Raw genomic sequence first — 26,813 nt, forward strand, 5'->3', positions numbered from 1 at the left:
CAGATCACAGCCTGAGCGGTGTGCTGCCGCTCAGGCTGTGATACAGGCAAAAAATAATCAGACCGGAGAATAACACCATGCCAAGCGTGACTTACGTAGATTATCAAGGCCAGTCCACCCAATTGGAACTGGCAGAAGGAATGACCCTGATGCAAGGTGCCGTCATGAATGGCATCGAAGGCATTGAAGGCGAATGCAGCGGCTCTTGCGCCTGCGCTACCTGTCATTGCTATGTGGATGAAAGCTGGGTCGGCAAGATGCCGCCGATGTCTGAAAACGAAGACGACATGCTGGATGGCACCGCTTCTGAACGCAAAGACAATAGTCGTCTCAGCTGTCAGATCAAAATGACCGCCGAACTGGATGGCATCGTGATTCACATGCCCGAGGAACAAGGCTGATGAGTGACCAGCTGCTTGCCGCCGGAGTGGTGATTGTTGGTGCTGGGCACGCCGGTTTCCAGTGTGCTGACTCCCTGCGCCGTAATGGTTTTGACGGTCGTATTGTGCTGGTGAATGGCGAAGCGGATTTGCCGTATCAGCGCCCGCCGTTGTCAAAAGGTCACTTGCTCAGCCCGGCGGGCGAAGAAGCACTGTGGTTTCGGACGGCCAACTGGTTTGACGACCAGAATATCACCCTGCTGAATCATACCCGGGTTGAATCTATTCAGAACCAGCGTCGGCAGGTGAGCCTCAGCAACGGCGAGCCACTGGACTATCAATGGTTGGTTCTGGCCCCTGGCGCTCGTTTGCGAACACTCGAACTGCCCGGTGCCAACCTGGACGGCGTGTGTTACGTCAAATCCATGAGTGATATTCGTACCATTGCACGCTGGCTGCCCGATACCCAACAGATTGTGGTCGTGGGGGGCAGTTTTATTGCGCTGGAATTTGCCGCCACCGCCGCAAAATTGGATAAACACGTGACGGTACTGGTTCGTGGCCAACGGCTGATGAACAACGCCGTAGATGATCTGTTGGCCGATTACATGCTGCAACAGCACCGCGCTCATGGAGTGGATATTCGTTTTGGAACCTGTCTGGAAGCTATCAACGGCGAGCAGGGCCGGGTCGCTTCAGTATTACTTAACAATGGCAATCGACTGCCAGCCCAAATGCTGGTGGCGGGTATTGGCGTCGAAATCGACACCGACTTGGCACAACAGGCGGGTTTGGCATGCGGCGAGCGTGCTGCTGGGGAGCCAGAAGGTATACGCGTTGATCGTCAGTGCCTGACCAGCGATAACAGGATCTTTGCCGCCGGCGATGCCGTTATCAGCCCGAACCCTTACGGCAACGGTCTCACCCGGTTGGAATCGGTACAGAACGCAGTTGATCAGGCTAAACTGATTGCTACCGTCATCACCGCTAAATCTACTCACGACACACCAAACGAACAAGCAGAGGCCGTGCAGCCACAATACGACAGCGTGCCATGGTTCTGGTCTGACCAGTACGACATCAAACTGCAAATGGCCGGGCTGTTTAACGGTTATGACCAGCGCGTGCAGCGTGGTGATACCGCCACTGGCAAATTCTCGACGTGCTATTTGCGTGATGGCGTATTGATCGCGGTGCACTCCGTCAACAAACCCGCCGACCACATGCAGGCGCGCAAATTGGTGGCGGCCCGTATTGCACCGGATATCGCCTTGCTGGCGGATGAAAACATCAAGTTGAACAGCCTTTTTTAAGGCCTGGTGCTATTTCAGCAAGCGTATAGGGGACATATATTTAATCCGGCAGCCCCCGCAGGGCGCGGGTTGCCGCCGTCCAGTGCGGTGTTGACGAATGTGAAAAGGACTCGTCATTTCGCTGCATTCGCCGCCTCTGAACAAGGGCAACACTCGTGCAGAGTCGTGCAGGATTAAATAGATGTCCCCATAGGGTCAGCACCCAGCGCCCACCACCGGAACATTTGCTGGTATTGTCAGCACCATTCAGGGCAACCGAAACCCTTTTGTCTCCTTCAGCCATAATCCGGGTTATCTTGCCGGGCCCGGACTAATCGGCACAAGCTCCTGAGGCAGAGGCCGCCAGCAGTAAAAAAGAAAAAATCATATATCATAAACCCCCCTGATTATAGGTTTTAATATTTGTTTAATGATTATAAATGAGCGGGGCTGGCTCGCAAAGCGTTGTTTATCTCTGATTTATCCATATCCATATGACCCAGTCATAAAAACAATAATAAACAATAAAGACATCCATTTATCCTATAGTGCCAACGCTCACGACTTCCAATGATGACCAGCTCCGCGCCTGATCGGCATTCACAAACAGCACCCTATAATCGTGATTCGACATCACCGCATAAGCCATAACCGGTAATAAGGCAAAAATCTCAGGCAGCGCCAGAATACACTCCTCCAGCCAGCAAGACCGGTGTGCCTAGCCGTTGCCAGACGCCTGATCGGTGCCACACAAAAACGCTCGACGCACAGCGGGAAACGCCGAGATACCAGGGCGTTGCATCCAGAGATACCCGTTGCTTGCGGGGCTTTGGCATGATCGGCTCCTTTCGGTGAAGTCAGAGCAATATGGCCTGGCGGGATGAAATAAAATCAGGCGAAAGGCTGATTTGGGTGATCCGGGTTGTCGTGCAAAAGTCTGCCGATAGCAGCTTACGGGCAAAGTGATTCCGGCGATTGAGAAAGCGGGCAGGGGTTGAAGACCGGGGGCGATTTTTGGGGTATCCGTTCGGATACTCCAGTAAGTTCAATGGATGTGGGCAGGTTCGGTTCCTGTTGTGGAATCGAATCGGGTCTATGCTGGCCAGCACCCTCCGTTGGCATCATAATCCACAGCAGATTTGCTATGAAGAGAAGAAGATATGAAACCCTCTGAAGCATTGGAATTGAATCGGGCCGTGATTCGGCGGGTAGTGGAGGCTTATCACGCGAGCAATGCGCGAGTGTTCGGCTCTGTGCTGAGCGGTCAGGACACCGATAACAGCGACCTCGATATTCTCATTGATCCGACACCCGACACAACGCTGATGGATGTAGCTGCCATCCAGCTGGAGTTGCAAAACCTGTTGGGGGTATCGGTGGATGTGCTGACGCCACGATCCCTGCCGGATGCGTTTCGGAGTCAGGTTCTCTCTGAGGCCATGCCGGTATGAATAAGGAACTGAGGGTGCCTGATTACCTTGGGCACATTCTCAAGGCCATCGAACGTATCGACCGTTACACTGCCGATATGGATGAAGTGGCCTTTCTGAATAATGAACTGGTGCAGGATGCGGTTATTCGCAATATTGAAGTTATCGGCGAAGCATCCAATAGCATTTTACGTGTATCTTCTGAGTTTGCAGAGGTACACGCCGATATCCCCTGGCAGGTGATGTACACCATGCGCAATCGGGTCTCTCACGGATACCATAAGGTGGACCTTGAGATTGTCTGGAATACGCTTCAGCGTGACCTGCCAGAACTGCATCAGCAGATACTGCAAGTATTACCATCGGTTTGACGATGGAGGGTGCCGACATTGATGTCTGAGCGTGCGGGACGCAAGCCCCGCCCACCAGCCCTGCCGAGCCTTTATCACCATCAGCAGTTTGTTGAATGATGCTGGCATGATGGCTTCAGTTTGTAGTACGTTGCCGTACTACGTCATATATATCAATCATACATATCAAGAAGTGGGGAGCGTCTATATATGTCCTGGTTATCCTATTGGCGTGACTGTTCTGGTTGAATATTCCGAACACCTCAAGAAGAGATAAATTCTTCGCCAACAGAGGTGCCAACCATGAGCCAGAAACGCAGTTACAAGCAGTACCCGCAAGAATTTAAGGAAGAAGCCGTTGCTCTCGTGACCGAACAAGGTTACCCCGTTCCAGAGGCCGCCAAGTCTCTGGGGATAGCCACCAATTTGCTCTACCGGTGAAAGGAAAAACAGGCGCAATCAGCCAGTGAATCGAAGCCTGCGGAAACTGAACTGGAAGAGCTGAAACGGCTTCGTCAGGAAGTCAAAACCCTGCGTATGGAGAAAGAGATTTTAAAAAAGGCGTCGGCTTTCTTCGCGAAAGAAATGAAGTGAAATACCACTTCATTGATAAACACCGACAGAGCTATCCGGTACGGCTGATCTCTCGTGTTAAACAGCATCGTAAACTGGTTCAGCCCCGGCAAAAATTTACCCAGCGTTTTGATGCATCGCTGATGCAATTACGTGAAAACGTAGTGGGCGATACCGCACATGTTATTAATTCTTTGATGCACCGGTTTCATGGTGTTCCGATTCTGGAGAGTTCAGTGCGAAACCTGGCCAGTGGCACCAAGCAGTTGCAGTTGGTGTATGACAAGGTGCTGAATTTGTACACCTACTCGGGTACGGATGCTCATAAGACGGCTCGTAAACACTTTTGGTGTGGTGCCGAGCAATGGGTGGATCCAGGAGTGACCGAAACAGTGCGGGATGGGGATAAAAAAATGCGCTCCGGTGAACCCAAATACAAAATACGGGATTTGCTGTTGTATCCTGGCAGTCAGGTGCATCCTGCGGGCACCAGTCAGGTGTGTTCCGAGTGCGGTTATAATCCATATCAGTTACTGGAAGTGGCTTATAAAGAACGCAGAACGCTGAGGACGGATGGCAAGGGTATTCTTGATTTGGGTGCGCACCAACTTCAACTAATGACTCGTAAGCAAGCTAACCCGAAACACTATCGTCGCCAGAATATTCGTGCTCCGTTTGACCAGCCTTTGGCTAACAAAAAGCTGACTCGTGATGAGGCATTTAAACAGGTGAAATTCCAGTTACGCCGTGCGCCGGATTCGTTGAGGTCTCGGGATACGACGCAAAGTCGTTATCACTGTGTGATGGTGGGATGTGGTCATGTGATGCACGCGGATGCCAATGCGGCGATCAATATTGTGCGAAAATGGATTCATGACCGGGCGATAACCCCGAAAGCAGGAAGCTGATTGTCAGGATACTGGGCAGCCCTTGCAGGGCTGTTCTGGCTCCAAGATCCCAGACTCCCACCCGACGCCGGTGTTTCCCGACGTCAGGTGCGCTATTACCGGCTCAATTACAAGCGGCTTTCGCCGTATACCAGTTCTTCCATCTTCGAAGCCTGTGGCCCAGGTACTGCTTCACCTGTTTGTGGAGTAACCGGGAAGATGGCATTGATCTGGCCTGTGCCGGAGCTGCCGAAGTAGGGAGTGATGACTTCGACCTTGCCGTCGTAGTCCGACCAGCCCAGCGCGCCGAGCAGCATGGCGGTGTCGTGCATAAAGCCTTCACCATGACCTTTGGCAGCGTATTCTGGCAGCATGTCGCAGAAGGTTTTCCAGTCGCCGTTTTGCCACATTTTTACCACATCGTGGTCGATGGTTTCCAGCAACGGGCTCCATGTTTTATTGGAGAAATCCGGTGCCTGGCCGTTCTGGGCGAAGCGGTGCGACAGCGAGCCGGAGGCCAGAATGGCGACGGTGCCGTCGTAATATTTTTCAATCGCTTCCCGCAATGCCCAGCCGAGACGGGCACTGTCGTTGAGGTAGTGAACCTGGCACAGGGCTGAAATGCAGATGACCTTGTAATGGTTATCTTTGTTCATATAGCGCATCGGTACCAGGGTGCCGTATTCCGGTGCCAGGGTGGTGTTGTCGTGCGCCAGTGCGTCTATGCCGTGCTCGTTGCAGACCTTGGCCAGCAGGTTGCCCAGCTCCGGGTTGCCGTACAGATCGTATTCCATGTTGCTGATAAAGTGCGGCAGTTCGTTGCTGGTATAGGTGCCTGACCAGTGCGGTGCGCAGTTAATGTGGTAACCGGCGTTGACCAGCCAGTGGGTGTCGAATACGACGATGGTATCGACCCCCAGTGCACGACAGCGGCGATCGATTTCGAGATGGCCGTCGATGGCGGCTTGGCGACAACCTTTACGCGGGCCATCCAGTTCCGACAGGTACATGGAGGGGACGTGGGTGATTTTTGCTGCGAGTGCGAGTGTGCCCATTGTTGTGATCCTCGTGGTGTGACAGCCATGCCATCAGTATGGTATTGGCGGAGTCTGTGTTGTTATAAATTGGCTGTGATGGCAGCCGGTCGTTGTCGCTTGAGCCAGGAATAGCTGTGGCAGGCCATTGCCAGAACGGGAGCGGCGACCATGCAGCCCATTAATACGACCAGCCCCTGATGCATGAGCCAAGGGGTGATCTGGGCCATTACGGCACCGGTAAGTAGTTGTATAAAACCCATGAGTCCTGACGCGGTTCCGGCGGCGGTATTGGGAAAGCTCAGGGCGCAGGCTATGGCCCCGGACTGGGCGTTGGGCTGGCTGAGACCACGACCGAGAGTGACTACCGCCATCGGCACAAACAGCGTCCAGAAGCTGAGTTGGTGTTGCAGAGCGAACCACAGCAGTAATAACGTGCCCAGCAACGACAAGCTGTTGCCAAGCATAATCATACGATCGATGTTGAGCAGTTGCGCCAGCCGGGTCGACAGCAAGCTGCCCGCCATAAAAGCCAGCGAGACGATTAAAAACCAGCTGCCGAACTGGGCTGAGTTGCCGCCCAATTGATCTACGACGAGGTAGGGCGAACTGCCCATAAACATGTAAAACACCGTCGCGATAAACGTGGTGGAGAGGGCGTAGCCGAGGTATTCCGAAGAACTCAGTACCTGTCGGTACTGGGCTAACACTCGTCCTGGGCGCAGACCGTCACTTTTTTGCTGGCAGGTTTCTGGTAACCATTTTACGGCAGCCAGTGCTACGCCGGTGCCAATCACCAACGGCAATAAGAAGGTGCTGCTCCAGCCGAACCATAGGTTGAGAAAACCGCCCAGCGCAGGGGCGATGGACTGGGCAATGGCAATCGACATCACCATATAGCCCATTTTTCCGGCTGCGCCCTGGCGGCCGTGCACATCGACAATAATCGTGCGCGCCAGCGACATGGCGGTGCTACCGCCCAGTGCCTGTAACACCCGTCCGGCAATTAGCAGGGTGATATCATTGGCGCTCGCGGCTAAGACACTGCCAGCCACATGTAATGCCAAGCCCCATAACAACACCGGTTTGCGGCCGAAGTAATCCGCCAGCGGCCCGGAGATCAGCTGGCCAATGGCCAGGGTCAGCAGGTAGGCGGTAAACGTCAGCTGAATGGTGTTGATGTCCACCCCCAGATCCCGCGCCGCATCCGGCATGGCGGGCACGAACAGGTTCAGCGCCAGCGGGCTTGCCAGCGCCACGGTAGAGAGTAGCGGCATGGGGACGTGGGGGTTGTTCAAACGTGTTCCTCGTATGGTTTGGTGACCCAAAAGCCGTTCCCACGTCGAGTGTGGGAACGGCGGTGTAACCGACGCTTACGCGTTCGGGTTGCGCAGTACCATCAAGCGGATTTCAGTCATGTCTTCGATGGCATACCGCACACCTTCACGGCCAATGCCGGAGTCTTTCACACCGCCGTAAGGCATGTGGTCAACTCGCCAGCTGGGGACGTCGCCAATCACCACGCCGCCGACGTCCAGTTCGTCCCAGGCTTGCTGGGCTTTGTAGATGTCTTTGGTGAAAATGCCCGCTTGCAGGCCGAAGTCGGAGTTATTGACTTCTTTCAGCGCGTCGTCGAAGTCTGTGAATTTGCTCAGGATGGCGACTGGGCCGAAGGCTTCTTGGGTATTGACGTTCATCTCGGCTGTGACGTCACACAGCAGTGTGGCTTGCAACATGGCACCGTCGCGCTCGCCGCCACAGAGTATGGTGGCGCCGCCTTCTTTGGCTTCTTCTACCCAGGTGTGCAGTCGGATGGCTTCTTGCTCGGAAATCATCGGGCCGATAAAGGTGTTTTCATCGGCGGGGTCGCCGTGTACCAGTGCGCCAACGGCCTTGGCCAGACGGGCTTTGGTATCGTCGTACAGGCTGTCGTGCACCATGATGCGCTGCACCGAAATACAGCTCTGGCCAGACTGGTAATAAGCACCAAAGACAATACGCGTCACGGCGTCGTCGAGGTCGGTGCCTTCGTCAACGATACAGGCAGCGTTGCCGCCCAGTTCCAGTACCACCGGCTTCTTGCCAGCCTTGGCTTTCAATGCCCAGCCAACTTCCGGCGAACCGGTGAAACTCAGTAGCTTGAGGCGGTCGTCGGTGGTGAACAGGTCAGCGCCATCGCGGTGACACGGCAAAATCGAGAACGCGCCTTTGGGCAGGTCGGTCTCGGCCAGAATTTCACCGATAATCAGTGCGCCAACAGGGGTCAGGGAGGCGGGTTTGAGTACAAACGGACAACCCGCCGCCAGTGCCGGAGCCACTTTGTGGGCCGCCAGGTTGAGCGGGAAGTTGAACGGCGAAATAAACGAACAGGGGCCAATCGGCACGCGTTTCCATTGACCGCTGTAGCCTTTGGCGCGCGGGGTTATGTCCATCGGGATTACTTCACCGTAAATACGGGTGGCTTCTTCGGCAGCGATCTTGAAGGTGTCGATCAAACGGGTCACTTCACCGCGCGCATCTTTGATTGGCTTGCCTGCTTCCAGGCACAGGGCCTGGGCGATTTCTTCAAAGCGTTGTTCAAAACGACGGACGCAGTGGTAAATGATTTCCTGACGTTTGTAGGCGGGCATCTTGCGCATGGGTTCGGTGGCTTCAACCGCCGCCGCAATGGCTTTATCGATGGCGTCAACGTCAGCCATGGCGACGCGGGTGGCAACTTCGCCGGTGTATTTGTTTTTTACTTCCAGATCCTGGTTCGGAGCCATTGGCTCGTTGGCCAGATAGTAGGGGTAGGATGCCTGCAGCATGGTAAACCTTCTGTGTTGAGTTTATTGGTCTTTCAGGGCGGCCTGGCCCAGCGCTGAGATGGCCGCTTCTGCACATTGAATATCGTGTTCTACGGTTGCCCCCGATATGCCGACAACACCCACCACCCGAGCCCCGGATGGTAACTCGCCAATGGCACTCCTTGGGGGCCGACAATACAAATACAAACGGCCACGCCAAGCTCTCCGGTCTTGAGCCGGGCAGCCTGTAACATGGCCAGAGCGGAGTCGCGGCTCCGCTCGTCGAGCGAGTGGGTCACGCTCATAAAGCGTCGTGGTTATACATGGAACTGGACGTTGGTCTGACCGGTGCCGGAGCTTGCGAAATAGGGGGTCAGTACTTCGGCCTTGCCCTGGTACTTGTCCCAACCCAGGGCACCAAACAGCATGGCAGTGTCGTGCATACCGCCTTCGCCAGAACAGAATTTGGCGTATTCCGGCAGCATCTTCAGGAACGTGGCGTACTCGCCTTGCTCCCACAGCTGCAGTACCCGCAGATCAACCTGCTTGTGAAACTCGCGGGAGATGGTGAAGGTGCCGTTATTGGCTTCGTACAGTTCGTTTTCCCAGATCTGGTGCGACAGCGAACCAGAGGCAATCACCATGACCTTGCCATCGTACTCCTTGATTGCTGCGGCAATGGCTTCACCCAGTACGCGGGAGTCGTTGAGGTTATGAACGGTGCACCAGGCTGCTACCGACACCACCTTGAATTGCGAATCCGGATCCATAAACTTCAGTGGCACCAGCGTGCCGTATTCCAAATCCAGCGTTGGCACCTGGTGCGATAGGGTATGCACTCCTTTTTCCGTCGCCTTGGCGGCAATTGCATCCCCCAACGCCGGTGCACCAGGATGGCTGTATTCAAGGTTCTGGATAAAGTGCGGAAATTCGTGGCTGGTGTACACGCCTTCAAAATGTGTGTTGCTGTTAATATGGAACCCGGCGTTGACCAGCCAGTGGGTGTCCAGAATCACCACGGTATCGACACCGGCAGCACGGGCACGACGACCCAGCTCGCGGTGGCCATCAATAGCGGGCTGGCGGCAGCCTTCCAGTTTGCCAGGCTGCTCCGACAGCAGCATGGTAGGTACATGAGTCACTTTTGCAGCAAGGGTCATTTCGCCCATGGTCGTCACCTTTTTATCGTTGTTAGACAGAATTGGCTTGTCCCGACGGCAGATCGGCTTTTGGTCGGGAGCATGGCAGTGAAAAACAACCATGCGGCTCAGTGATCACTAAATATTAACATGTTAAGTAAAAATATAATTAACATGTTATTTAATGTCAATAAAGCATCCTGGCTGGAGTGAACGAGCCTTGAGGTAAATCAGTCCAGGGCTTGAGGCAGGTCAGCTTTTGCTGGCTGATTTGCTGGCTGAGGTGTTATCAGCCGCTAAGAATATTTGCAGGCCAGTGGCCCGTGCTGTCGAGGCGGGATGACAACGGCATGCCGGGCGAGGTTCAAGGTTCGAGCTTGATGATTTCATCCAGCAGCTCTTTCAGCAAATCCATCTTTTGTGGTGACAGCTGGCTGGTCATTTCAGCATAGAGTCCTTCCATTCGTGGACTGGCGTTGGCAAACATGGTTTTGGCTTTATCGGTCAGGCTGATCAGGATCCGGCGCTGGTCTTCGGTGGACTTGCGGCGGCGGAGGTAATCTTGTGCTTCGAGCCGGTTGATGATGCCGGTGAGACTGGGACTGAGAATACAGCACAGCTCAGCCAATTGTTTGGACTCCAGCTCCTCGTATTCGTTGAGGGCTCGAATCACTCGCCATTGCTGTTCTGTGAGACCGATTTCTTGCAGGATAGGCCTGAAAAAGGCCATGGTGGACTCGCGTGACTTGAGCAATTTGAGTGGGATGGAGTCGTCGAACTTGCGCATTAAAAAGGCTTCCGTTGTGCTTGTCTGAATCGTCTGGGCGGGTGGTGTCTGCCCGTGTTTATTGTATACCGGCTGCTTCCATCGCCAGCAACATCAGGCTGGTGAATAGCAGCATCAACAGGGTGTAGGGCAGGTTGTGACGCAGGATCTCGCGATTACCAACCTGGTACTGGCCCTGCACGATAAAGTTCAGGCCGCTGAATACACTACCCGACATCGATAGGGATACCCCCATGATATAAGCAATGGCCATCAGCGTAGGGGTGACGGTGACGTTGTGCATCAGACCGGCAAAGATGGCGAACAGGGCAAACTGGTGGACACCGAGGCTGGCAATAATAACGATGGCCAGCATAGTGATAATGGCCACCGTGGCGCTGGTTTGTTCGAACGGAAAGCTGATTAGCCCGGAGCTGATACAGGCTTTGACTCCAGCTGCGAGAAAACCGGCAGCAAGAAACAAAGATACTTCCGGACGACCGTTAGGCAACTGGGTGGTGATGTGTTTTTTCAGCGTATCGAGGCCACCGGCAAGACCATTTCGCCACCCCATCAGTGTAGTGGGTATCAGCACGGCGACGGCAGAGACAATGGCGATCATGGGGGTGTTCGGGAACAGCCGGTGGCTGATTAACAGGGTGCCGATCAGAATACCGGGAAGCAACAGGCTGGCTGGCCGAAGCGGATAACCCTGATACGTTGCCAGTTCGTCACCGTAGCGCAGTTTTGCTTCGATCAGGGTGACGACCATAGCCAAAACGACCAGGGTTAAGGCCCATGGGTAGACCTGCGGCATTTGTACGCCGGGTACTTGTTCCAGTATCAGCGGGATCATGCTGAGAAACGGCGACCAGAATATGGCCAGTGAAAATCCCCGTGACAATAAGATATAAGACAACGGGCTGATTCGGCCATGCCGTTGGATCTGGTCACCAATCAGCACCAACGAAGAGAAGTTAGCCACGGACGAAAACAGGTGCATACCACCCAGCGTCAGACCAAAGCTGCGTATGCCGCTGCTTTTACCGCCGGGATAGAGGCGAGTGGCGAGGCGAATAAAATTCACGGCGGCCAGCAACATGACCAATTTCAGATGCTCTCGCATCATGTGCAGCAGATCAAAACCCCCGCCACGACTCCAGGCCCAGAGCGCAAACCCGAATCCGGCGGCGATCAGAATCAGAATGGGGAGCCGCTGTTTGCGATTGAGCCGTGGCAATTCAATCACCAGAAATGCCCACGCCAGCAGGGTGGCCAGGTTGGTGGCTTCGATCAGGTTCAGGGTATCGGCCAGGGTCAGTGCCCAGGTCAGCAGTAGCAATACACCGGAAACAGCAATCGGTGGCCAAAAGGGTGGCAGGAAGAGGTTCAAGAGAGTCTCTTAAGATGTTAAATAAATAATGGCTATCCTACACTGGCCAGCAGGAATGATGAAGTTAGCGCTTGAAAATGAAGGCGTTGATCGATATCGGGCGGTCAATAATGGCATTTATGCAAGGCCACGTTCCTGTTCGCGAAATCCTTTTGGGGTGATTCCGGCCTGTTTGCGGAAAAAACGTGAAAAATAGGATGGATCGGTAAAGCCCAGCTGATAGCCAATATCGTTGATGGTATGGCTGGAATAGCGCAGCAGGCGTTTGCTTTCTTGCAGCATGCGATCGTGGATCAAGCGTTTGGGTGGGCAGTTGGCGACGCGTTGGCAAATATGATTCAAATGGCTTTCAGAGACGCCGATGGCAGCGCAGTATTTGATCAGCGGCCAGCGTTGGCGAAATTCCCGTTCAATCAGCTCGGAAAAGCGGCGGAACTGGCGTAGCTCTTCGCTGTTGACTATTTGCGACGGGGAGGCGGCAGGGACAAGCCGCAGCAGTTGTAATAGCAACAGCCTGACCAGGGTTTCGAGCGCAAAACGTTTATCGTTATTGTGTTGATTCCATTCATCTTGCAATGACTCCAGTGTGAGCACCAGGCGTTGCCACTGACGCTGGCCGTCTGCGTCAAGCTGGCGTTGTTCAATGCCGATGGGAACCACGCGTTCCGCTTCCAGATGGGTGTGCTGGCTATCGTGTAACAGCTGCCACAACAGGGACTCGTGCAGCGTCAGCACGTAACCGGTGACGCCAGGTTCGGTCATAAAGGAGTGGGGTACCGACGGCGGGGTTAAAAAACAGCAGGCTCCCAGGCAGTGGTAGACCTGGTCGTCGATGTAAAAATGGCTTTCACCCCCTTCAATAAAGTGAATTTGCAAATAACGGGCATGCCGGTGCACCGGCATATCACGGCCAAAAAAATCTGCCATGCGGCCCAATACATCGAAGTGGAGACTGGCATTTTCGTAATGGCGGTCGTAGTCCTGACCGATAACGATATTGGGAATCCATTCGTTCAGGTGATTAACGGGCATAGTTGCTTCTGGTTGATTTTTTATTGTGTCCTCTTGTTCCCACGTTCTGCGTGGGAACATCCGGCTCGGAGACCGGAGGTCTGACGCGGCGGTTAATACACCGAGCCTTTTTCCTGCTTCGGCGCTGCAATGGTCGCCTTGAATTCAGCCGCCAGTTCGGTGGTGGACTTCACCATCAAGCCGGTATCCGTGCCGACACCGACAAATAAGGCACCCAACTCAATATAACGTTTTGCCAGTGCCTTGTCGGCAATCAGAATGCCAGGCGCTTTGCCTGCGGCGACGATTTTGACGATGGATGCTTCAATCACCGCCTGTACGTCTGGATGGGCCGGGTTACCGATATGGCCCATGGAGGCACTCAGATCAGACGGGCCAATAAACACGCCATCAACCCCTTCGACAGCCAGAATATCATCCAACGCTGCCACACCTTGTGGGGTTTCAATCTGGATCAGCACGCACATCTGGTCGTTGGCGGTGTGCAGGTATTGGGCGGTACGGTTGAATTCCGAGGCCCGTGCCAACGCGCTACCCACACCGCGAATCCCCTGGGGCGGGTAACGGGTAGCAGCAACGACTTCGGCCGCCTGCTCGCCGGATTCCACCATCGGAGCCAGAATGGTCTGGGCACCAAGGTCGAGGATCTGCTTAATGCGCACGGTATCTGGCCAGGCCGGCCGTACGATCGGTGTGACCGGATACGGTGCCATCGCCTGCAATTGCCCGAGCATGGTCTGCAGGTCGTTAGGGGCGTGTTCCGCATCGATTAACAACCAGTCGAAACCGGCTCCGGCAATCAGCTGGGCGGTGTAACTGTTGGCCAGTCCGAGCCATAAGCCGATCTGGGCCTGTTCGCCTGTCTGGATCGCTTGTTTGAACGTATTGATTGGGGCAGACATACCGTCTCCTTGATTGGGAATCGAAGCCTGCAGCCAGCCTTCGATTCTGGTGTTCCTGGCTCCCGCGCTCCTGCGCCGTCGCCATTATTTGAAGTAGCAGCTAATTTGCCCGAGCTCGCCATAATCGACCTGAAAAGTGTCACCTTGGCGGGCGGCGACCGGACGGGTAAATGAACCACCCAGGATAATCTGCCCCGGTTCCAGCGTTATGCCATACGGGTGCAGGCGGTTGGCCAGCCAGGCGACGCCGTTGGCCGGGTGGTTCAAAACACCAGCGGCGACACCGGTTTCTTCAATCACACCATTACGGTACATGATGGCACCGATTCGGCGCAGGTCGACGTCCATTGGTTTGATCGGGCGGCCTCCAAGGATAATCCCGGCGTTGGCGGCGTTATCCGAGATGGTGTCGAAGACCTTGCGCGGACGGCCGGAGTCGGGGTCAATGGACTGTGAGCGGGCGTCGATCAATTCCAGCGCTGGCACCACATAGTCGGTGGCGTTGTAGACATCGAAGATAGTGCAGTTAGGGCCGCTCAGGGGCTTGGCCAGAATAAACGCCAGTTCCACCTCGATACGCGGCACAATGAAACGATCGGTCGGGATGTCGCCACCGTCCTGAAACAGCATGTCGTCCAGCAGGGTGCCGTAATCCGGCTCGTTGATCTGGGAGGACATTTGCATGGCGCGGGAGGTCAAGCCAATTTTATGGCCGATGATCTTGCGGCCTTCGGCCAGTTTCAGCTTCAGCCATTCGCTTTGTACTTTGTAGGCATCCGGGATGGTAATGTCCGGGTATTGCAGCGAAATCTGACGGATTTGCTGGCGATCTTTCTCAGCCTGGTTTAACTGGGCCGCACAGTCTTTGATGATGTCGTCTGAGAGCATATTTTTCTTATCGAAGCGGCTCGGGGCAGCTTCTTACTCCTGTTAGAGGTGGTGTGCCGTATTATTCGGGGCAAGCCCCCTCCCGCGATGGGATGTGTCCGGGCAGGTAGGGGCGCTTGCGGCCGATGTCTTTGGCGATCGGTTTACAGCGATTGCAGATACTGGCTTTCGTTGATGATGTAATTCACCAGACGGCCAACACCTTCTACTTCGGTCACAATCTCGTCGCCGGGCTGTACGTCAGCCAGACCTTCCGGGGTGCCGGTGAAGATCATGTCGCCCGGTTCCAGCGTCATGATGGTGCTCAGATACTCGACCAGAAACGGGATGTTAAACACCATGTCCTTGGTTGAACCTTCCTGCTTCAGCTCACCGTTAATATAGGTGCGCAGGGCCAGGTTGTGCGGGTCGGCGACTTCAGCGGCATCGATGATATAAGGGCCAAGCGGCGTGCAAGTATCGCGGCTCTTAACGCGCAGGTTCGGGCGGTAGTAGTTTTCCAGATAGTCACGGATGGCGTAATCGTTACCGACGGTATAACCACCGATATAGTCCATGGCGTCTGCGCGGGAAACGTTTTTGGCGGTTTTGCCAATCACCGCCACCAGCTCACACTCGTAGTGCATGTAGTCGATGTTATCTGGGCGATAGGTGTTTTTACGGTGGCCCAGCAGGGTGTTGGGACCTTTCAGGAACACCAGAGGCTCTTCTGGTGCCTTGAACGCCAGCTCGGCCGCGTGGTCAGCGTAGTTCAGACCCAGAACAAACATCTTGCCGTCGCAAGGTGGCAGCCAGTTGGCGTCAGCTTCGGCGATGATAGTGCCATCCGCCAGCAGGGCGTCATTGTTGTTATTAACGGTAACTGCCGTGACCTGGCCGTTGAACAGAATACGTGCGCGTTTCATCAGTGTGCTCCTCTCAGGCCAGTTCGGTTTTGCTATTTGATTCACTGCCAGTCTCAACCATCACTGGGTTTTCCAGGCGGCCGATGGCTTCAATCTCGATGGCAACCGTGTCTCCGGCTTTTAATGCCAGCTGTTCCGTGCGCTCTGGTGTACCGGCGATGATCAGATCACCGGCTTCCAGCGTCATAAAGCTGCTGAGGTAACTCACCAGTTCAGCAATACCGGTACGCAACCGGTCGGTGCTGGTGGTATGGGTCAGCTCACCATTGATAAAGGTTTTGATGGCCAGTGCTGCTACATCAGTGACGTCATCAGCATCCACTATCCATGGGCCAATCGGGCAGAAGCCATCTCGGCACTTGGCTTTTACCGCCGGACGGTAAAAGGAATTTTCAGCCAGTGATACTTCGTTAACCACGGTGTAACCACTGATGTACTCGAACGCCTGCTCAGTACTGACACGGGTTGCCTGTTTGCCGATCACAACACCAATGGACGGGCCTGCATAAATAGCCGTGCCATCGGCTGGCGTCGGAATGGGCGCACCGTAACCAATATGGGTGTTGGCGGTTTTAATGTGCAGAACCGGGCGCGTTGGCGGATTCACATGAGGCTTTTCATGGAACGATGGCTCCAGTTTGGCGTACAGCGCCTTGTCGTTCAGGGCGATACCAAACACGGTGCCGATGGTGGCTGGCAGCCACTGGTTGGCCTTCATGTTTTGTGTGCTATCAGTAGCGGTGACCAGGTCGGTTGCAACGCCATCCTTCAGGATGCGGCTGTGCCTCATGGCGGGTTCTCCAAATCGGTTTCTTATTGGGAGGCGCATTCAGAACACCAGGCTGCGGTACTCTGAAAATCACCAGAATCCGGCTTTTCAGGACGAATTCATTTTAATGTATATGTTAAGTAGTTTTGCCGCAGAGGCTTTGGATGTCAATAAGTTAATATATTAATTAGTGCGGTGGTCGTAGTTGGATGAGACTGTTTTGCAAAGGCTTCTATGGAAGGGTTAAAACCGACTCTGGTGCCTGTTGTTTTGAAAAGAAGGGGCATATCTGGTTGATTGGTTGTTGCCAGATAATAAATCAATACCGGGATACATCCCATGGGCAGCTGTATCGAATACCCGTGGTGCGACCTGCCCGAAGCCTTCGGGAACTGGATCAGACGCAACAACCCATAAGGGGATATCTATTTAATCCGGTGCCCTTAGGGCACTGCTTGTTGCCTTGTTCTTTCCTTGCTCGTGGCATGTTATATGCCTTTTTAGGAGCCTGTCGGACGTAGGCGTTCGTCACGAGGGAAAGACTGGTTTGAGCGATTTGTGCGCAAATTTGAGGCGAATAGTGGTTTTATTTAACCAGAATTTGCTCAAAAAAGAGCCAGATTCAGCTTTTCCGCCGTAGAGCAGCCCTCAGCCCGAAGGGTTATGGTTAAACATCCATCATGCGGTGTTGTTGAACTTGAAAAGGGCCCACCATTCTCTGCGTTTAACGCCTTGCCTGATGGATTTTTGCTCCATAACAGGACGCGTTAACTAATTGAGAACGCCCCCTAAGCCCGACAGACTCAGGTGTCGACCTTACCGACTTTACCGCGCAGGTTTTTGATCTGCCCGCGCCGGGTTTTCTGATCGACCCGTTTACGCTGTGACGAGCGGGTGGGTCGGGTGGCGACTCTGGGTGGCAAAACAACGGTTGCCTTGCGGATCAGCTCGGCCAGGCGCTCCAGCGCATCCTGACGGTTTTTTTCCTGGGTGCGGTGTTGCTGCGCCTTGATCACAATAATACCGTCTTTGCTGATACGACTGTCGGAGGTATTGGCAAGGCGCTCCTTGATATAAGCAGGCAAGGACGATGCACCAATATCAAAGCGCAGGTGGATGGCGCTGGATACCTTGTTAACATTTTGGCCCCCAGCCCCTTGGGCGCGGATGGCCAGTAATTCGATCTGATGCAGCGGGACGGAGAGGCGGCTGGAGATGTCCAGTTCGGTTTCGGAGTCAGTCATGGCGTTCTGTTGGTTATAAAAATGTCAGCCAGTGGCGTCGGGATGGGATGCCGCAGACATCACTGGAGCGATGTTTGCTACGGGTAAATCCGCGAGGCCAAAGGCAATGGCCCAAAAATGACAGAATACGCCAGCAATCACAAATAAATGCCAGATTTCGTGGAAGCCAAAGGTGTCAGGCCAGGGGTTTGGCCATTTGCAGGCGTAAATAACCGCGCCTATGGTATAAAAAACACCGCCACAGGCCATCCAGATCAACGCACCGGTTGGAATACGCTCTATTGCTGGCTGGGCAGCGACCATGATCAGCCAGCCCATGGCGATATACACCAGCGTAGACAGCCAGCGTGGTGCGGTGATCCAGAAGAGCTTCAGCGCCACGCCAAGCAGCGCCAGTAGCCATACGGTGCCAAGCAGCCACCAGCCAGTGGTGCCGTGGAGAGGCACCAGGCAAACCGGCGTATAAGTACCGGCGATCAGTAAAAAAATGGCGATATGATCAATCCGTTTGAGCCAGGCAATCCATTGCTCGGAACCATATGACAGGTGATAGACCGCACTGCTGGCGAACATCAGCAGCATGGTGGTGCCAAATACGCTGAACGATACAATATGCCAGATGCTGCCATGTAGCGTTGCCTGGACACTCAGAATGCACAGCGCAACAATGGCAAACAGCGCACCGGCAAGGTGGGTGAGGCCACTGACTGGTTCGCGAAACAGCGGGCGACCCGGGTGCATTAAAAACTCCTTGGCGGGCTGTGAGGGGCCATAGTGGATAACGCAATGACCTTTTTGGGGTTTATACCGATTTTATGGCAGCAAACAGTGTAGCGCGACTGAGTATACCGGCAGATCAGGTAAATTATGACGCCGACCTGGCAGAAGGTTCCTCTGATATCAAACCTGCCACTGAATCTGCTCCTGACGCGGGCTGGTTTTTGTATTTTATTCGTACCCGCCACAACACCTTGTACTGCGGCGTTACGACGAATGTGATTCGGCGCTTTCACGAGCACAACTCCGGTAGCGTGCGTGCTGCGCGGGCGTTGCGAGGCAAGGCACCCTTGCAGTTGGATTTTAGCTGGTTGTTGCCGAGCAAGTCGGTGGCACTGAAAGTCGAATACCGAGCGAAACGGTTGAGCCGACCCCAAAAGGAACGGCTGATCGCTGGAGACCGCACACTGCAACAGCGCTTGTTGCACGATGTGGCGTGAATCGTGTTATGAGGCGCGCAGTGAAAGGTTTATCAGACGCAAGCTGAACACTTGTTACCGATACACTGCGTAATTGTTACATGGATGTCATAACTTCGCTTTAGACTCCGGCGCCCTGTCAGTAGAATGACACGCAATTTATAGCGATACGGACACCATCATCATCATGTTTGCAGCCATTTGGGCAACTCGCTGGTACCTGCTTCTCGGCCTGTTTACCTTTCTTGTATTTCTGGCCATCAATGCGCCATTACACTTCGTCTGGCGCATGCTGGAACCTGATGTGCGGAATTTACCGGTCGATGTTCGGTCAGTAACCGGCACACTCTGGCATGGTCATCTCCAGGCCGAGCAACGACAACTTGGCCCCATTGATGCGGAGTGGCAGTTGTCGCCCTGGGCGTTGTTGACGGCAGCGGCTGAAGTTGACTTGACGTTGACAGCACCTGCGATCCGAATGAATGGTCTGGTGCGCCTGGAGGCCGATCAGCAGTTACATGTCACCGGGCTGGACGGTTTTGTTGATACTGATTTATTGAAGCCGTTACTGAAACCATTGCAGCTTGATCTGTCTGGCAACCTCGAAGCCAATGATGTGGCTGCCGTGATTGAGCTGGATACCCGGCAGCTGACGGCACTGGATGGCCGCCTGGTTTTCAGTGGTGGTGCGGCGGTTTTTCCGGTACAACGCAAACGGGTGACGGCTGAGGTGCCGATGCTGGTTGGGGTTCTGAGGATGGATAAAGAACGTGCGGTACTGGATGTGACGTCAATGGAAGGCCAGAAGCTGGTACAAGGGTTTATCCAGCCGGATGGCTGGGGTGGAGTGGCGATACGACGTCGCATGTTTGATGTGTTAGGGCAAACCTGGCCAGACAAAGCCGATGTGGATACCGTGGTTTTTGAAGTGTCACGAAAGATTCTATAACCTGGGCGCCGATTCGGAGCAGTCGATTTGGATAAGAATGTGGTAGAGCTGTTGCTGTGGCAAAAATGGATATTGCTGGCGGGCAAGCTGATGCTGACGGTGTTATTGAGCTGGCAGGCAGCACAGCTGGTGTGGCTGGTGGCCGCCCCGGCACCGCTGGTATTAAAAGCGCCCGTTCAAGGTAATGCTGAGGCGGCAGATGGTCATGTGCGGGGAACCGCAGCCTATCACCTGTTCGGTGAAGCAACGGCGGTCGCTCCAGTGGTGGTACAAAAAGAAGTGGAAGCACCGGATACCCGCCTGAAGCTGACCCTGCTGGGGGTTAATCAGTCCTCGCGAGAGGAATACTCCAGTGCCATCATCTCTGCGGCGGGTCGGGCTGGGGAGTTTTATCGGATGGGGGATGCCGTTCAAGGCCGTACCCGGCTGGCCGGTGTGTATTCGGACAAAGTCATTCTGGATACGGTGGGCAAGCTGGAAACCCTCAAATTTGACGAGCAGACAAGTCGTGGCTCGGATGTGCGGATTGTCCCTCGTGACGATACTGACAGGGGCAACCCGAGTGCCTCTAGCGGGCGTTCCGGTTCGTTAAAGGAGCGTTTTGGCAAGATCCGTAATGCCACTGAATTTGTCGATCTGGCGACGTCTGAACTGGAGGATGATCCGCTTGAAGCGCTGGGACGCATGGGGCTGGAGCCGCAAGGGGATGGTTTGGGCTATCGGGTGCAACCCGGTTCGCCGCTGATGCAGTTCAAACTCCGGCCAGGTGATCTGCTGTTGTCGATCAACGGCCAGTCACTCGGAGACCCCGCCAGTGATCAGAGCCTGTTGGCTGATTTGCAAAATACCGATAGCGTGCGTATCGAAGTACAGCGCGGCAATGATCGTTTCACCGTTAACCACAGGCTGAATTAAGGATATGGGTGTGTTCAAACATTGGGTAGTGGCTGTCTTGTTATCACTGAGCTTTACCGTCAGTGCTCAGGAGAGCTGGCAGATCAATCTGAAAGAAGCCGATATCGGCGCCTTTATCAGCCAGGTGGCGGATATTACCGGAAAAAGCTTTGTGGTCGATCCGCGTGTCAAGGGCAAGGTTAATGTCCTGACCAGTGAGGCGATGGATTCCAGCGGCGTGTATGAGCTGTTTCTGTCGGTGTTGCAGGTGCACGGTTATGCCGCCGTACCAGCCGGAGATGTGGTGCTGATTGTCCAACAGAACGAGGTGAAACAGGTTGGTCGTGACCTGAACACCCAATCGGCCAATGACAGCCAGGAAATGCTTACCAAGGTAATCATGATCAAGAATACACCGGCGCTGGATCTGGTGCCTATTTTGCGCCCGTTGGTGGCCAAATACGGCCATCTGGCCGGGGTCAAATCCGCCAACGCGCTGATCATTTCAGATCATGCCATGAATATTCAGCGCATCGAGCAGATTATCGATCGCCTCGATAAGTCCGGCAGTGAAGAACTGGAAGTGGTGCAACTCAAAGAAGCCTGGGTCGGCAATGTCGTTACCATGTTACAAAGCCTGGACCCCTCCAAGGTTTCCCAGGGTAATGGCGATAATAACAATACCGCTGGCAGCATTCGGGTGGTGGCCGACGAGCGCAGCAATCGGCTGATTATCAAGGGCGAAAAAACGGCTCGCGAACGTATTCGCCATCTGATCGAGCAGCTTGACCAGCCATCCTATTTCAGCGGCAGTGCCCAGGTGATTCGGCTGCAGTACGCCGATGCCACCAAGCTGGCGGATCTGCTCAAAAACCTGATGGGTGAAGTGAGCAGTAACGACAAGGATGCCCAGCAAGTGAAGGGTTCTGTCGGTATCCACGCCGATGAAGAACTGAACGCCCTGGTAGTGCGTGCCGAGCCGTCATTGATGAAAGAGATTCAGGAACTGGTCGCGTCACTGGATGTACGCCGTGCCCAGGTGTTGATTGAATCGGCGATTGTTGAAGTGACGGGTGATGTGAACGATGCACTGGGCGTGCAATGGGTTTCTGGTGATCTGGACAACCCGGTATCCATGACCAATTTCAGCGACGCCGGGCCGTCGCTCAGTACCATCGCCACCAGTGTTGCGTCCGGGTCGTATGCCAGTGCCATTGGCAGTGGCCTGACGGTTGGTGGTTACAGTGAGAATAACGGTGTGCTGGACTTCGGCGTGATCTTGCAGGCATTGCAGAGTGACAGTAATACCAACTTGCTGTCGACCCCCAGCATCATGACCATGGACAACCAGGAAGCGGAAATCATTGTCGGCCAGAACGTGCCGTTTATTACTGGCTCGACGTCGTCGTCGACCAATTCCAATCCTTTCACCACCATCACCCGTGAAGATGTTGGTGTGACGCTGAAAGTGAAGCCACACATTCATGACGGCACGGATATTCGTCTGGAAGTGGAAGCTACGGCAGAATCCGTATCGGCCACCTCGGTGTCGGGCAGTGCGGATCTGATTACTAACAAACGATCGATCAAAACCATGATTCTGACTGGTAATCAGGAAACCATCGTCCTGGGCGGCCTGATTCGTGATGACGTGATCGAGAGTGAAAGCAAGGTGCCTTGGCTGGGGGATATTCCGGTGCTGGGCTGGTTGTTCCGCTCATCCAGTAGCGAACATGTCAAAAGTAATCTGATGGTGTTTTTACGTCCGACCATTGTTAATAACGCTGAGACCTCCCGTGATCTGACCCGTGAAAAATACAACGGTATCTGGGAATTTGATGTATCGGATCAGCTCGGTGCAGACAGTATTGATGCGTCGCTTGATCGACTGTTTAGTGGTCGTCCAACCAATCGTTAATGGGTTTGCTCACGCGGCGCGGAGGCTGCCAACTGCAGCGGGTTCAGTCCTGCTGCTCTCATTAAGTCGCATACGCGGATTAATGGCAGCCCAATCAGGCTATTGATGTCCCGCCCATGCAAGGCTTCAAATAAATGGATGCCGAGGCCTTCGACCTTGAAGCTGCCAGCACAATCGTAGGGTTGCTCCAGTCTCAGGTAATCTTCAATTTCATTGGCTGACAGAGCCCGAAATTGCACATCAAAGTGCTCAACGGCACTGCTTGTTTTACCTTGATGCCAAAGTGCAATACCGGTCGAAAAACGAATGGTCTTCCCGGCGCTGGCCAGCAGTTGCTGGCGGGCGTTGTCATGGTTTTCCGGTTTGCTGACTACCGCGCCATTCAGTGAACAGGCCTGATCGCTGCCGATAATCCAGTGCTGCGGGTATTGCGCCGCCATGACTTGGGCTTTTTGTTCCGCCAGACGCTGGACATAGGCATCGATGGTTTCATCGACGTATGGGGTTTCATCAATATCTGGACTGGCCCATTCGAATGGAATACCCAACTGTGCCAGTTGCTGGCGACGATAGCGAGATGATGAGGCGAGTAACAGTTGCATTGAGACTCCTGTAGCGTAGCCGCCACTGGGCTGAAAAAGGTAAGGAAGAAAAGGCGGCCAGTTAATAAAAAAACAAGCCAACAAAAAAGGGAGCCGAGGCTCCCTTTTTTATCAATGCAGTGATCAGGCAGCGAAGTTAGCGTTCGCAAATTCCCAGTTCACCAATGCCCAGAAACCTTTCAGGTAATCCGGACGTACGTTGCGATAGTCGATGTAGTAGGCGTGTTCCCACAGGTCAACGGTCAGCAGCGGCGTCAGACCTTCTTCAGTGATCGGGGTAGCAGCGTTGGACGTGTTGACGATATCCAGTGTGCCGTCTGCCTTTTTCACCAGCCAGGTCCAGCTGGAACCGAAGTTGTTCACCGCCATATCGTTGAATTTGGTCTGGAATTCCTCGAATGAACCAAACGCAGCGTTGATGGCGTCGGCGATAGCGCCAGTCGGTGCACCACCGGCATTCGGTGCCAGACTGTTCCAGTAGAAGGTGTGGTTCCAGATTTGGGCTGCGTTGTTGAATACGCCGCCAGAAGAAGTCTTGATGATTTCTTCCAGAGTCTTGCCTTCAAATTCAGTACCACCAATCAAACCATTCAGTTTGGTGACGTAGGTGTTGTGGTGCTTACCGTAGTGGAAATCGAGGGTTTCTGCAGAGATGTGAGGTTCCAGTGCAGTTTTTTCGTATGGCAGAGCGGGAAGTTCGAAGGCCATGAGCGTTCTCCATTATCAGGCTAGGTGGTTGCATTCAGGGGTGTAGATGGGGCTTTATAAAAATAATTCAACGGCTCCATCCCGCCTTCCGAAGTCGCAGCATGATAACACCGGAGCGGCCGGAGCGGCTATGTGTTGCTAATAGTGAATCACTATTATGGAAAGGATGAATTCTGGCTCTACAGGTGTGTCTGATACTCTGGTCAGGCATGAAAATTCCCGGCTGCGGTCGGTATTTCAGCGTTAATGTTTGTATACTGCGGGCCGTTTATCTCCTGATCGCCAGTTCCGGAAATCCTAATGGACAACGTTAAAGAACCGCTTATACCCGACATCAAACCCTCGAAAGACGATATTGAAATGCGTCAGCGGCAAAATAAATCGCGGCGTTCACCGGCGGCAGCCGGGTCTGCCAACACAACAGGCAAGTCCGCTGGGGCCGGGCTGGTGGCTGTGGCACTGTTGCTGGCTCTGCTTGGTCTCGCCGCCGCCGGGTATCTTTATACCCTGGTGCAGACGATGCAGACCGAGCTGCTGGCGGCCAGACAGACCCTTCAGCAGCAGTCGGTTAATCTGCAACAACTAAATGAGCGTTTGTCGGTTACTGGCGAAAACGCCAGTTTGTCACTCGATGCGCTCAAGGTGCTGCTGAAAGAACATGATTCTGAAATTCGCAAGCTGTGGGATGTTGCCAATAAGCGTAACAAGGGCATGATCGCCAGTAATGAAAAAGCCATAGCGAGCAATGTGGCGACTGTCAAAAGACTCAAGTCCGAGGCCGACAAGCTACAGGCCAGTCTGACCACGCAGCAAGCGACGCTGGAGCAGCAGCAGCTGGCCAGCAGCGCGCTGTCGGAGCGAGTATCTTCCGCCGAAGCGGCACTGCTGTCCTTGCCGGAATCCGAGTTGCGTATTGCCCAGAACAGCGAGGCGGTACAAATGACGGGGCGTAGCGTCGCCATCCTGAAAGAATCCCTGGCCAATCGTCAGCAAGAGATTGAGACCTTACGCAAGCAGCTGCGTCAGGTGGAGTCGCGTATCACCACACTGCACACTCCGGCCGCGACCAAACCCTGACATTTGACTAAAGGCGCCTGTCGATCGCATTTGAGCCGCTTGTTCCTTCGGGTACAATCGGCCACCGTTCGCGCCAGCATCGGTCTGGCGCATATCACTGCTGAGTGTTTTGTCGCAAGACGGAGCCAGGGCACCCGAGAGAGAGCACAGAGAGAGAACTCGCCATGACAGTGATCAAGCAAGAAGACCTGATCCAAAGCGTCGCTGATGCGCTGCAGTACATTTCCTACTACCACCCCAAAGACTTTATCGACGCCGTTCACGCAGCGTACGAGCGTGAAGAGTCCAAGGCCGCCAAAGACGCCATGGCGCAGATTCTGATCAACTCTCGTATGTGTGCCATGGGCAAACGTCCGATCTGTCAGGATACTGGTATCGTTACCGTTTTTCTGACCATTGGTATGGATGTCAAATTTGAAAGCGACATGTCGGTCGAAGACATGTGTAACGAAGGGGTTCGTCGTGCTTACCTGAACCCGGACAACGTCTTGCGTGCTTCGGTACTGGCGGATCCGGACGGCAAGCGGGTCAACACCAAGGACAACACGCCGGCGGTTATTCATATGAAACTGGTGCCGGGGAATACCGTCGACGTGCATGTCGCAGCCAAGGGTGGCGGCTCCGAAGCCAAATCCAAGTTCGCCATGCTGAACCCGTCCGACGATGTGGTTGAATGGGTACTGAAGCAGATTCCGACTATGGGGGCTGGCTGGTGTCCGCCGGGCATGTTGGGTATCGGCATTGGCGGCACGGCTGAAAAAGCCATGCAAATTGCCAAGGAATCGCTGCTGGAGCCAATCAATATCCAGGAACTGCAGGCGCGTGGTGCCAGTAATCGTGCCGAAGAACTGCGCCTGGAGTTGTTCGATAAGGTCAACAAGCTGGGCATCGGCGCTCAGGGGCTGGGTGGTCTGACCACGGTTCTGGATGTGAAAGTGGCGGATTATCCGACCCATGCCGCCAACAAGCCGGTAGCCATTATTCCTAACTGTGCGGCAACCCGTCACACCCATTTTGTGCTGGATGGTTCCGGGGTTGCCTCGCTGCCAGTGCCAAAGCTGGAAGACTGGCCGGAAATCAGCTGGGAAGTTGGTGACAGTGTTCGCCGCGTTGACCTGAACACCGTAACGCCGGAAGACGTCAAGGATTGGAAAACCGGTGAAACCGTACTGCTGTCTGGCAAGATGCTGACCGGCCGGGATGCCGCTCACAAACGTATGGTCGAAATGCTGGCCCGTGGTGAAGAACTGCCGGTCGATCTGAAAGGTCGCTTTATCTATTACGTTGGCCCGGTTGATCCGGTTCGCGACGAAGTAGTTGGCCCTGCTGGCCCGACCACAGCCACCCGGATGGACAAGTTTACCCGTACTATCCTTGAACAAACCGGACTGCTGGGCATGATCGGTAAATCCGAGCGTGGCCCGATCGCGATTGAAGCCATCAAGGACAACGAAGCCGTGTACCTGATGGCCGTCGGCGGTGCGGCTTACCTGGTTTCCCAGGCGATCAAGGGTGCGGAAGTGCTGGGTTTTGCGGATCTGGGTATGGAAGCCATCTACGAGTTTGACGTGGTGGATATGCCCGTCACCGTTGCTGTCGATACCAAAGGTGAATCGGTACACATGACCGGCCCGATCGAATGGGCGGCGCGTATTGCCGCGAAAGAAGTGAGCTGATCACGCTGTTCTGATTGAATAAC

At 54.4% G+C, this 26,813-nt stretch carries 28 protein-coding genes; 12 read left to right on the forward strand and 16 right to left on the reverse strand.

Annotated elements, in window-relative coordinates; translation table 11 throughout:
• Positions 1 to 77: 77 nt before the first annotated feature.
• Together WG929_RS14185 and WG929_RS14190 are read left to right on the forward strand one after the other, a co-directional pair.
• Positions 78 to 401 carry a 2Fe-2S iron-sulfur cluster-binding protein gene (locus WG929_RS14185; RefSeq protein WP_416206577.1) on the forward strand — a complete coding sequence of 108 codons (324 nt, stop codon included), beginning with the start codon at positions 78 to 80 and terminating at the stop codon, positions 399 to 401.
• Positions 401 to 1,693 (forward strand): NAD(P)/FAD-dependent oxidoreductase, encoded by a 1,293-nt coding sequence (locus WG929_RS14190; RefSeq protein ID WP_416206578.1) that lies wholly within the window; start codon positions 401 to 403, stop codon positions 1,691 to 1,693. Before WG929_RS14185 ends, WG929_RS14190 begins: the two co-directional genes overlap by 1 nt.
• Before the next feature lie 650 nt (positions 1,694 to 2,343).
• Here the strand turns inward: WG929_RS14190 and WG929_RS14195 are convergent.
• Complete coding sequence (locus WG929_RS14195) at positions 2,344 to 2,508, reverse strand: hypothetical protein (RefSeq protein ID WP_416206579.1); 165 nt, start codon at positions 2,506 to 2,508, stop codon at positions 2,344 to 2,346.
• A 324-nt stretch (positions 2,509 to 2,832) separates the two neighbouring features.
• Here WG929_RS14195 and WG929_RS14200 point away from each other — a divergent pair, with 324 nt between their 5' ends.
• The 4 genes from WG929_RS14200 to cas12c all read left to right on the forward strand — a co-directional run bounded on the left by WG929_RS14200 (position 2,833) and on the right by cas12c (position 4,933).
• A complete protein-coding gene (locus WG929_RS14200; RefSeq protein WP_369855371.1) occupies positions 2,833 to 3,123 on the forward strand; it encodes a nucleotidyltransferase family protein in 291 nt (96 codons plus the stop codon).
• Positions 3,120 to 3,473, forward strand: a complete 354-nt coding sequence (locus tag WG929_RS14205; protein WP_416206580.1) for a HepT-like ribonuclease domain-containing protein — start codon at positions 3,120 to 3,122, stop codon at positions 3,471 to 3,473. Before WG929_RS14200 ends, WG929_RS14205 begins: the two co-directional genes overlap by 4 nt.
• Before the next feature lie 282 nt (positions 3,474 to 3,755).
• Positions 3,756 to 3,893: a transposase gene (locus tag WG929_RS14210; protein ID WP_416206581.1), complete on the forward strand. Its 138-nt coding sequence runs from the start codon at positions 3,756 to 3,758 to the stop codon at positions 3,891 to 3,893.
• A 149-nt stretch (positions 3,894 to 4,042) separates the two neighbouring features.
• Positions 4,043 to 4,933, forward strand: a complete 891-nt coding sequence (cas12c, locus tag WG929_RS14215; RefSeq protein WP_416206582.1) for a type V CRISPR-associated protein Cas12c — start codon at positions 4,043 to 4,045, stop codon at positions 4,931 to 4,933.
• 107 nt (positions 4,934 to 5,040) lie between these two features.
• Here cas12c and hpaD (WG929_RS14220) read toward each other — a convergent pair whose 3' ends face one another.
• From hpaD (WG929_RS14220) to trhA, 13 genes are all read right to left on the reverse strand, one after another.
• Positions 5,041 to 5,967: a 3,4-dihydroxyphenylacetate 2,3-dioxygenase gene (hpaD, locus tag WG929_RS14220; protein WP_416206583.1), complete on the reverse strand. Its 927-nt coding sequence runs from the start codon at positions 5,965 to 5,967 to the stop codon at positions 5,041 to 5,043.
• Between the two features lie 62 nt (positions 5,968 to 6,029).
• Positions 6,030 to 7,244, reverse strand: a complete 1,215-nt coding sequence (locus WG929_RS14225; protein WP_416206584.1) for a multidrug effflux MFS transporter — start codon at positions 7,242 to 7,244, stop codon at positions 6,030 to 6,032.
• 75 nt (positions 7,245 to 7,319) lie between these two features.
• On the reverse strand, positions 7,320 to 8,753 hold the full coding sequence (locus WG929_RS14230) for an aldehyde dehydrogenase family protein (RefSeq protein ID WP_416206585.1): 1,434 nt from the start codon (positions 8,751 to 8,753) through the stop codon (positions 7,320 to 7,322).
• 296 nt (positions 8,754 to 9,049) lie between these two features.
• The gene (gene hpaD / locus WG929_RS14235) at positions 9,050 to 9,901 is read right to left on the reverse strand and encodes a 3,4-dihydroxyphenylacetate 2,3-dioxygenase (RefSeq protein ID WP_416206586.1); all 852 of its coding nucleotides are present in this window, start codon (positions 9,899 to 9,901) and stop codon (positions 9,050 to 9,052) included.
• A 334-nt stretch (positions 9,902 to 10,235) separates the two neighbouring features.
• Entirely contained in the window at positions 10,236 to 10,658 is a 423-nt protein-coding gene (hpaR, locus tag WG929_RS14240; RefSeq protein ID WP_416206587.1) for a homoprotocatechuate degradation operon regulator HpaR, read from the reverse strand.
• A 58-nt stretch (positions 10,659 to 10,716) separates the two neighbouring features.
• Entirely contained in the window at positions 10,717 to 12,030 is a 1,314-nt protein-coding gene (locus WG929_RS14245) for a hypothetical protein (protein WP_416206588.1), read from the reverse strand.
• A 117-nt stretch (positions 12,031 to 12,147) separates the two neighbouring features.
• Positions 12,148 to 13,062, reverse strand: a complete 915-nt coding sequence (hpaA, locus tag WG929_RS14250) for a 4-hydroxyphenylacetate catabolism regulatory protein HpaA (protein WP_416206589.1) — start codon at positions 13,060 to 13,062, stop codon at positions 12,148 to 12,150.
• Between the two features lie 92 nt (positions 13,063 to 13,154).
• Positions 13,155 to 13,964 carry a 4-hydroxy-2-oxoheptanedioate aldolase gene (gene hpaI / locus WG929_RS14255; RefSeq protein ID WP_416206590.1) on the reverse strand — a complete coding sequence of 270 codons (810 nt, stop codon included), beginning with the start codon at positions 13,962 to 13,964 and terminating at the stop codon, positions 13,155 to 13,157.
• Positions 13,965 to 14,048: 84 nt separating this feature from the next.
• Positions 14,049 to 14,852: a 2-oxo-hept-4-ene-1,7-dioate hydratase gene (hpaH, locus tag WG929_RS14260; RefSeq protein ID WP_416206591.1), complete on the reverse strand. Its 804-nt coding sequence runs from the start codon at positions 14,850 to 14,852 to the stop codon at positions 14,049 to 14,051.
• A gap of 143 nt (positions 14,853 to 14,995) precedes the next feature.
• On the reverse strand, positions 14,996 to 15,757 hold the full coding sequence (locus tag WG929_RS14265) for a fumarylacetoacetate hydrolase family protein (RefSeq protein ID WP_416206592.1): 762 nt from the start codon (positions 15,755 to 15,757) through the stop codon (positions 14,996 to 14,998).
• Positions 15,758 to 15,770: 13 nt separating this feature from the next.
• The gene (locus tag WG929_RS14270) at positions 15,771 to 16,547 is read right to left on the reverse strand and encodes a fumarylacetoacetate hydrolase family protein (RefSeq protein WP_416206593.1); all 777 of its coding nucleotides are present in this window, start codon (positions 16,545 to 16,547) and stop codon (positions 15,771 to 15,773) included.
• 782 nt (positions 16,548 to 17,329) lie between these two features.
• Entirely contained in the window at positions 17,330 to 17,770 is a 441-nt protein-coding gene (arfB, locus tag WG929_RS14275) for an alternative ribosome rescue aminoacyl-tRNA hydrolase ArfB (RefSeq protein ID WP_416206594.1), read from the reverse strand.
• A 24-nt stretch (positions 17,771 to 17,794) separates the two neighbouring features.
• Positions 17,795 to 18,511, reverse strand: a complete 717-nt coding sequence (trhA, locus tag WG929_RS14280; RefSeq protein WP_416206595.1) for a PAQR family membrane homeostasis protein TrhA — start codon at positions 18,509 to 18,511, stop codon at positions 17,795 to 17,797.
• A gap of 74 nt (positions 18,512 to 18,585) precedes the next feature.
• Here trhA and WG929_RS14285 point away from each other — a divergent pair, with 74 nt between their 5' ends.
• The 4 genes from WG929_RS14285 (at position 18,586) to gspD (ending at position 22,727) form a co-directional block, all read left to right on the forward strand.
• Entirely contained in the window at positions 18,586 to 18,987 is a 402-nt protein-coding gene (locus WG929_RS14285) for a GIY-YIG nuclease family protein (protein ID WP_416206596.1), read from the forward strand.
• 166 nt (positions 18,988 to 19,153) lie between these two features.
• The gene (gene gspN, locus WG929_RS14290; protein WP_416206597.1) at positions 19,154 to 19,915 is read left to right on the forward strand and encodes a type II secretion system protein N; all 762 of its coding nucleotides are present in this window, start codon (positions 19,154 to 19,156) and stop codon (positions 19,913 to 19,915) included.
• A 27-nt stretch (positions 19,916 to 19,942) separates the two neighbouring features.
• Entirely contained in the window at positions 19,943 to 20,830 is an 888-nt protein-coding gene (locus WG929_RS14295) for a type II secretion system protein N (protein WP_369857028.1), read from the forward strand.
• 4 nt (positions 20,831 to 20,834) lie between these two features.
• Positions 20,835 to 22,727 (forward strand): type II secretion system secretin GspD, encoded by a 1,893-nt coding sequence (gene gspD / locus WG929_RS14300; protein ID WP_416206598.1) that lies wholly within the window; start codon positions 20,835 to 20,837, stop codon positions 22,725 to 22,727.
• On the opposite strand, the gene WG929_RS14305 is transcribed toward gspD, so the two are convergent.
• Together WG929_RS14305 and sodB are read right to left on the reverse strand one after the other, a co-directional pair.
• The gene (locus WG929_RS14305) at positions 22,724 to 23,329 is read right to left on the reverse strand and encodes a Maf family protein (protein WP_416206599.1); all 606 of its coding nucleotides are present in this window, start codon (positions 23,327 to 23,329) and stop codon (positions 22,724 to 22,726) included. The two genes, gspD and WG929_RS14305, sit on opposite strands and share 4 nt — an antisense overlap.
• Positions 23,330 to 23,452: 123 nt before the next feature.
• Positions 23,453 to 24,037 carry a superoxide dismutase [Fe] gene (gene sodB, locus WG929_RS14310; protein WP_369857031.1) on the reverse strand — a complete coding sequence of 195 codons (585 nt, stop codon included), beginning with the start codon at positions 24,035 to 24,037 and terminating at the stop codon, positions 23,453 to 23,455.
• 300 nt (positions 24,038 to 24,337) lie between these two features.
• Here sodB and WG929_RS14315 point away from each other — a divergent pair, with 300 nt between their 5' ends.
• Positions 24,338 to 25,114 carry a hypothetical protein gene (locus WG929_RS14315; RefSeq protein ID WP_416206600.1) on the forward strand — a complete coding sequence of 259 codons (777 nt, stop codon included), beginning with the start codon at positions 24,338 to 24,340 and terminating at the stop codon, positions 25,112 to 25,114.
• 164 nt (positions 25,115 to 25,278) lie between these two features.
• On the forward strand, positions 25,279 to 26,790 hold the full coding sequence (locus WG929_RS14320) for a fumarate hydratase (protein WP_369857033.1): 1,512 nt from the start codon (positions 25,279 to 25,281) through the stop codon (positions 26,788 to 26,790).
• The last annotated feature ends 23 nt before the right edge of the window (positions 26,791 to 26,813 follow it).

This window comes from Oceanobacter antarcticus (assembly GCF_044962685.1).
In the GTDB taxonomy this organism is placed as follows: domain Bacteria; phylum Pseudomonadota; class Gammaproteobacteria; order Pseudomonadales; family Oceanobacteraceae; genus Oceanobacter; species Oceanobacter antarcticus.

Excerpts from the sequence above, each read along its gene's own strand:
- WG929_RS14285 (WP_416206596.1), top strand. The coding sequence starts at position 18,586 with ATGGCAGCAAACAGTGTAGCGCGACTGAGTATACCGGCAGATCAGGTA.
- sodB (WP_369857031.1), bottom strand. The coding sequence starts at position 24,037 with ATGGCCTTCGAACTTCCCGCTCTGCCATACGAAAAAACTGCACTGGAA.
- WG929_RS14190 (WP_416206578.1), top strand. The coding sequence starts at position 401 with ATGAGTGACCAGCTGCTTGCCGCCGGAGTGGTGATTGTTGGTGCTGGG.
- hpaD (WP_416206586.1), bottom strand. The coding sequence starts at position 9,901 with ATGGGCGAAATGACCCTTGCTGCAAAAGTGACTCATGTACCTACCATG.
- WG929_RS14265 (WP_416206592.1), bottom strand. The coding sequence starts at position 15,757 with ATGAAACGCGCACGTATTCTGTTCAACGGCCAGGTCACGGCAGTTACC.
- gspD (WP_416206598.1), top strand. The coding sequence starts at position 20,835 with ATGGGTGTGTTCAAACATTGGGTAGTGGCTGTCTTGTTATCACTGAGC.
- hpaI (WP_416206590.1), bottom strand. The coding sequence starts at position 13,964 with ATGTCTGCCCCAATCAATACGTTCAAACAAGCGATCCAGACAGGCGAA.
- trhA (WP_416206595.1), bottom strand. The coding sequence starts at position 18,511 with ATGCACCCGGGTCGCCCGCTGTTTCGCGAACCAGTCAGTGGCCTCACC.
- WG929_RS14305 (WP_416206599.1), bottom strand. The coding sequence starts at position 23,329 with ATGCAACTGTTACTCGCCTCATCATCTCGCTATCGTCGCCAGCAACTG.
- WG929_RS14230 (WP_416206585.1), bottom strand. The coding sequence starts at position 8,753 with ATGCTGCAGGCATCCTACCCCTACTATCTGGCCAACGAGCCAATGGCT.
- WG929_RS14205 (WP_416206580.1), top strand. The coding sequence starts at position 3,120 with ATGAATAAGGAACTGAGGGTGCCTGATTACCTTGGGCACATTCTCAAG.
- WG929_RS14210 (WP_416206581.1), top strand. The coding sequence starts at position 3,756 with ATGAGCCAGAAACGCAGTTACAAGCAGTACCCGCAAGAATTTAAGGAA.
- hpaA (WP_416206589.1), bottom strand. The coding sequence starts at position 13,062 with ATGCCCGTTAATCACCTGAACGAATGGATTCCCAATATCGTTATCGGT.
- hpaD (WP_416206583.1), bottom strand. The coding sequence starts at position 5,967 with ATGGGCACACTCGCACTCGCAGCAAAAATCACCCACGTCCCCTCCATG.
- WG929_RS14320 (WP_369857033.1), top strand. The coding sequence starts at position 25,279 with ATGACAGTGATCAAGCAAGAAGACCTGATCCAAAGCGTCGCTGATGCG.
- hpaR (WP_416206587.1), bottom strand. The coding sequence starts at position 10,658 with ATGCGCAAGTTCGACGACTCCATCCCACTCAAATTGCTCAAGTCACGC.
- hpaH (WP_416206591.1), bottom strand. The coding sequence starts at position 14,852 with ATGCTCTCAGACGACATCATCAAAGACTGTGCGGCCCAGTTAAACCAG.
- WG929_RS14200 (WP_369855371.1), top strand. The coding sequence starts at position 2,833 with ATGAAACCCTCTGAAGCATTGGAATTGAATCGGGCCGTGATTCGGCGG.
- WG929_RS14195 (WP_416206579.1), bottom strand. The coding sequence starts at position 2,508 with ATGCCAAAGCCCCGCAAGCAACGGGTATCTCTGGATGCAACGCCCTGG.
- WG929_RS14315 (WP_416206600.1), top strand. The coding sequence starts at position 24,338 with ATGGACAACGTTAAAGAACCGCTTATACCCGACATCAAACCCTCGAAA.
- WG929_RS14270 (WP_416206593.1), bottom strand. The coding sequence starts at position 16,547 with ATGAGGCACAGCCGCATCCTGAAGGATGGCGTTGCAACCGACCTGGTC.
- gspN (WP_416206597.1), top strand. The coding sequence starts at position 19,154 with ATGTTTGCAGCCATTTGGGCAACTCGCTGGTACCTGCTTCTCGGCCTG.
- arfB (WP_416206594.1), bottom strand. The coding sequence starts at position 17,770 with ATGACTGACTCCGAAACCGAACTGGACATCTCCAGCCGCCTCTCCGTC.
- WG929_RS14185 (WP_416206577.1), top strand. The coding sequence starts at position 78 with ATGCCAAGCGTGACTTACGTAGATTATCAAGGCCAGTCCACCCAATTG.